At 63.4% G+C, this 5,183-nt stretch carries 4 protein-coding genes; all 4 read left to right on the top strand.

The window, feature by feature from the left end; all coding sequences use genetic code 11:
* Nucleotides 1-15: 15 nt before the first annotated feature.
* A complete protein-coding gene (locus JV201_RS15280; RefSeq protein ID WP_003215310.1) occupies nucleotides 16-1,119 on the top strand; it encodes an ABC transporter ATP-binding protein in 1,104 nt (367 codons plus the stop codon).
* A gap of 18 nt (nucleotides 1,120-1,137) precedes the next feature.
* The gene (locus tag JV201_RS15285) at nucleotides 1,138-2,619 is read left to right on the top strand and encodes a mannitol dehydrogenase family protein (RefSeq protein WP_219405655.1); all 1,482 of its coding nucleotides are present in this window, start codon (nucleotides 1,138-1,140) and stop codon (nucleotides 2,617-2,619) included.
* 147 nt (nucleotides 2,620-2,766) lie between these two features.
* The gene (gene xylB / locus JV201_RS15290; RefSeq protein WP_219405656.1) at nucleotides 2,767-4,248 is read left to right on the top strand and encodes a xylulokinase; all 1,482 of its coding nucleotides are present in this window, start codon (nucleotides 2,767-2,769) and stop codon (nucleotides 4,246-4,248) included.
* A gap of 12 nt (nucleotides 4,249-4,260) precedes the next feature.
* A partial coding sequence (locus tag JV201_RS15295; RefSeq protein ID WP_219407183.1) for a carbohydrate kinase occupies nucleotides 4,261-5,183 on the top strand: 923 nt, incomplete at its 3' end.

Below are 5,183 nucleotides of genomic sequence, written 5' to 3' on the forward strand. Positions count from 1 at the left end.
AAGCGGAGGCCCATCATGGCCAACCTGAAAATCAAGAATCTGCAAAAAGGCTTCGAAGGCTTCTCCATCATCAAGGGCATCGACCTTGAGGTGAACGACAAGGAATTCGTGGTGTTCGTCGGCCCGTCGGGCTGCGGCAAATCCACCCTGCTGCGCTTGATTGCCGGCCTTGAAGAAGTCACCGAAGGCACCATCGAGCTGGATGGCCGCGACATCACCGAGGTCACCCCGGCCAAGCGCGACCTGGCAATGGTGTTCCAGACCTACGCCCTGTACCCGCACATGAGCGTGCGCAAGAACATGTCGTTTGCCCTGGACCTGGCCGGCGTCGACAAGAAGATTGTCGAGAGCAAGGTCAACGAAGCAGCACGTATCCTGGAGCTGGGCCCTTTGCTTGAGCGCAAGCCAAAGCAGTTGTCCGGCGGCCAGCGCCAGCGTGTCGCCATTGGCCGTGCGATTGTGCGTAACCCGAAGATCTTCCTGTTCGACGAACCCCTGTCCAACCTCGATGCCGCCCTGCGGGTGCAGATGCGCCTGGAGCTGTCGCGCCTGCATAAAGAGCTGCAAGCCACGATGATCTACGTGACCCACGACCAGGTCGAAGCCATGACCCTGGCCGACAAGGTGGTCGTACTCAACAGCGGCCGCGTGGAACAGGTGGGCTCGCCGCTGGAGCTGTATCACCAGCCGGCCAACCTGTTTGTGGCAGGCTTTTTGGGCACGCCGAAAATGGGTTTCCTCAAGGGCAAGGTCACTCGCGTTGACCCACAGAGCTGCGAAGTCGAACTGGACGCCGGCGGCCGCATCAGCCTGCCCCTGAGCAGCGCGACCTTGAGCGTCGGCAGCGCCGTGACCCTGGGCATTCGCCCGGAGCACCTGGAAATCGCCGCGCCGGGGCAAGCCACCCTGACCGTCACCGCCGACGTCGGCGAGCGCCTCGGCAGCGACACCTTCTGCCATGTGATTACCGCCAGCAAGGAGCCGTTGACCCTGCGGATCCGTGGCGACATGGCCAGCCAGTATGGCGAGACCCTGCAGCTGTACCTGGACCCGACCCAATGCCATCTGTTCGACGCTGAGGGTGTTGCCGTGGCCCGCCCACTGCGCGCCGCCGCCTGATTTCGCGAGAATTTCCCGATGAAACTGAACAAGCAAAACCTCACGCAACTGGCGCCCGAAGTGCAACTGCCGGCCTATGCGATTGCCAATACCAGCCAGGGCATCGCGCACATCGGCGTTGGCGGGTTCCACCGCGCCCACCAGGCGTATTACACCGATGCCTTGATGAATACCGGCACAGGCCTGGACTGGAGCATTTGTGGTGTGGGCCTGCGCAGCGAGGACCGCAAGGCGCGGGACGACCTGGCCGGCCAGGACTACCTGTTCACCCTGTATGAACTGGGCGACACCGACGACACCGAAGTGCGCGTGATCGGCTCCATCAGCGACATGCTGCTGGCCGAAGACGGCGCCCAGGCGTTGATCGACAAGCTGGCCAGCCCGCAGATTCGCATCGTCTCGCTGACCATCACCGAAGGCGGCTACTGCATCGACGACAGCAACGGCGAGTTCATGGCCCACCTGCCGCAGATCCAGCATGACCTGGCCAACCCGGGCTCGCCGAAAACCGTGTTCGGGTTTATCTGCGCGGCGTTGACCGAGCGCCGGGCGGCCGGGGTGCCAGCATTTACCGTAATGTCCTGCGATAACCTGCCCCACAACGGCGCCGTGACTCGCAAGGCGTTGCTGGCCTTCGCCGCGCTGCATGACGCCGACCTGCACGAGTGGATCAAGGCCAACGTGAGCTTCCCGAATGCGATGGTCGACCGCATCACGCCAATGACCAGCACCGCGCACCGCCTGCAACTGCATGACGATCACGGCATCGACGACGCCTGGCCTGTGGTCTGCGAGCCGTTTGTGCAATGGGTGCTGGAAGACAAGTTCGTCAACGGCCGCCCGGCGTGGGAGACGGTGGGCGTGCAGTTCACCGACGACGTGACACCGTATGAAGAGATGAAGATCGGCCTGCTCAACGGCAGCCACCTGGCATTGACGTACCTGGGCTTCCTGAAGGGCTATCGCTTCGTCCACGAGACCATGAACGACCCGTTGTTCGTGTCCTACATGCGCGCCTACATGGACCTGGACGTCACGCCCAACCTGGCGCCGGTTCCGGGTATCGACCTGACCGAATACAAGCAGACCCTGGTGGACCGCTTTTCCAACCAGGCGATTGCCGACCAGCTGGAGCGCGTGTGTTCCGATGGTTCGTCGAAGTTTCCCAAGTTCACCGTACCCACCATCAACCGCCTGATTGCCGATGGTCGCGAGACCGAGCGTGCTGCGCTGGTGGTGGCGGCCTGGGCGTTGTACTTGAAAGGCGTGGATGAGAATGGGGTGATCTACCGCATTCCAGACCCTCGCGCCGAGTTTTGCCAGGGGCTGGTGACGGAAGATGCGTTGATCAGCAAGCGGCTGCTGGGGGTGGAAGAGATTTTTGGTACGGCTATTCCCAACTCGCCCGAGTTTGTGGCAGCGTTTGAGCGGTGTTTCGAGAGCCTGCAGGATGTGGGTGTGAGCAAAACGCTGGAGCGGCTGCTCGCCAATCTCAACTGACGGAACCGAATCAAAAATGTGGGAGCGGGCTTGCTCGCGAAAGCGGTGGATCAGTCAATATTTGCATAACTGACACACCCTATTCGCGAGCAAGCCCGCTCCCACATTGACCGAGTTCTCCCATAACAATATGCTGAGCGACCTACCATGACCCAGCAAAACCTCTACCTCGGCATCGACTGCGGCACCCAGGGCACCAAGGCCATCGTGCTGGACGCCAGCAGCGGCAAAGTCCTGGGCCTGGGCGCCGCCAGCCACACGCTGATCAGCGGTGCCAACGGCCGCCGCGAACAGCACACCCAGGAGTGGCTGGACGCGTTTACCGAAGCCACTCACCGCGCCTTGCAACAGGCCGGTGTGGACGGCCAGGATATCCTCGCCATCGGCGTTTCCGGCCAGCAACACGGGCTGGTATTACTGGGTGACCAAGGCCAGGTGCTGCGCCCCGCCAAGCTGTGGTGCGACACCGAAACCGCGCCGGAAAATGATCGCCTGCTGCAACACCTGGGCGGTGAAAGCGGCTCCCTGGAACGCCTCGGCGTGGCCATCGCGCCGGGCTACACCGTGTCCAAGCTGCTGTGGACCCGCGAACAGCACCCGGAGGTGTTCGCGCGCATCGCGCATATCCTGCTGCCCCACGACTACCTCAACTACTGGCTCACCGGCCGCGCCTGCGCCGAATACGGCGATGCCTCCGGCACCGGTTATTTCAACGTGCGCACCCGTGAATGGGACCTGGCACTGTTGCGCCACATCGATCCCGACGGGCGCCTGGAAGCTGCGCTGCCCGAGTTGATCGAGGCCAACCAGCCAGTGGGCACCATCCTGCCAGCCATCGCCGAGCGCCTGGGCATCAACCCGAATGCGCGGGTGTCCAGCGGCGGCGGCGACAACATGATGGGCGCCATTGGCACCGGCAATATCGCCCCCGGCGTGATCACCATGAGCCTGGGTTCATCCGGTACCGTGTATGCCTTTGCCGATCAGGCCAATGTCAGCCCGCAGGCGTCGGTGGCGACTTTCTGTTCATCCAGCGGCGGCTGGCTGCCGTTGATCTGCACCATGAACCTGACCAACGCCACCGGGGTCATCCGCGAGCTGTTCGACCTGGATCTGGCCGCGTTCAACGGGTTGGTGGCCCAGGCACCGATCGGCGCCGACGGCGTGAGCATGCTGCCGTTCCTCAATGGCGAGCGGGTGCCCGCCCTGCCCCACGCCACCGGCAGCCTGCACGGCCTGACCATGACCAATCTGACCCGCGCCAACCTGTGCCGCGCCGTGGTCGAAGGCACGACCTTCGGCTTGCGCTATGGCCTGGACCTGCTGCGCCAGACCGGCCTGCAAAGCCAGAGCATCCGCCTGATCGGTGGCGGCTCGAAAAGCCCGGTGTGGCGGCAGATGGTCGCGGATATCATGAACACCGAAGTGGTCTGCACCGAACAAAGCGAAGCCGCAGCCCTGGGCGCGGCAATCCAGGCCGCGTGGTGCCAGTCCGGTGAAAGCCTGGCGCAGTTGTGCCAGCGCTGCGTGAGCGTCGACGCAGCCAGCCGCACACTGCCGGATGCCGGCAGCGTCAGCGCCTACCAGCAGGCTTATGAGCGTTATCAACAGCACGTGGCATCCCTTTAAGAGCGAACGAATATGTATTTGGTATGTGGCGAAGCGCTGTTTGATTTTTTCAGCGAGGACGATGCCAGCGGCAAGGCATCCAGGGTCAATTACAAGGCGATTGCCGGCGGCTCGCCGTTCAACGTCGCGGTAGGCTTGCGTCGACTGGGAATCGACGCGGGCTTTTTCGCCGGGATCTCCGACGACTACCTGGGCCGACGCCTGTTGCAGGTGCTCAAGGACGAAGGCGTGGGCGAGGATTACCTCGTGGAATTCTCAGCGCCCACCACCCTGGCAATGGTCGCCGTGGGTGCCAATGGCTCACCGCAATACAGCTTTCGCGGTGAAGGTTGCGCCGACCGCCAGTTGCAACTTGAGCATCTACCGGCGTTGGGCGACGAAGTGCGTGGCGTACACATCGGCTCGTTCTCACTGGTGGTGCAGCCGATTGCCGACACCCTGCTGGCCCTGGTACGCCGGGAAAGCGGCAAGCGCCTGATCAGCCTCGACCCCAACGTACGCCTGAACCCGGAGCCGGATATCGAGCTGTGGCGCGCCCGCGTGGCCGAGCTGGTCAAGCATGCCGACCTGATCAAGGTCAGTGACGAAGACCTGCACCTGCTCTACCCCGGCAAAACCCCGGAAAGCGTCCTGCAAGGCTGGTTGCAGCACCGTTGCCAACTGGTGTTCCTGACCCGCGGCGGCGACGGCGCCACGGTGTTCAGCCGCCAGCACGGCAGCTGGTCGGCCCCGGCGGTCAAGGTGGTCATGGCGGACACGGTTGGGGCTGGCGATACCTTCCAGGCCGCGTTGATTGCCTGGCTGACCGAGCAGCAACTGGACTCGGTGGAGGGCCTGCAACAGCTGACCCGGGAGCAGATCAGCAGCATGCTCACCTTCGCTATCCGCGCCGCGGCACTCACCTGCAGCAAGACCGGTCCGGACCTGCCCTATCG

It is taken from the genome of Pseudomonas sp. Colony2 (assembly GCF_019382755.1).
Classification (GTDB): domain Bacteria; phylum Pseudomonadota; class Gammaproteobacteria; order Pseudomonadales; family Pseudomonadaceae; genus Aquipseudomonas.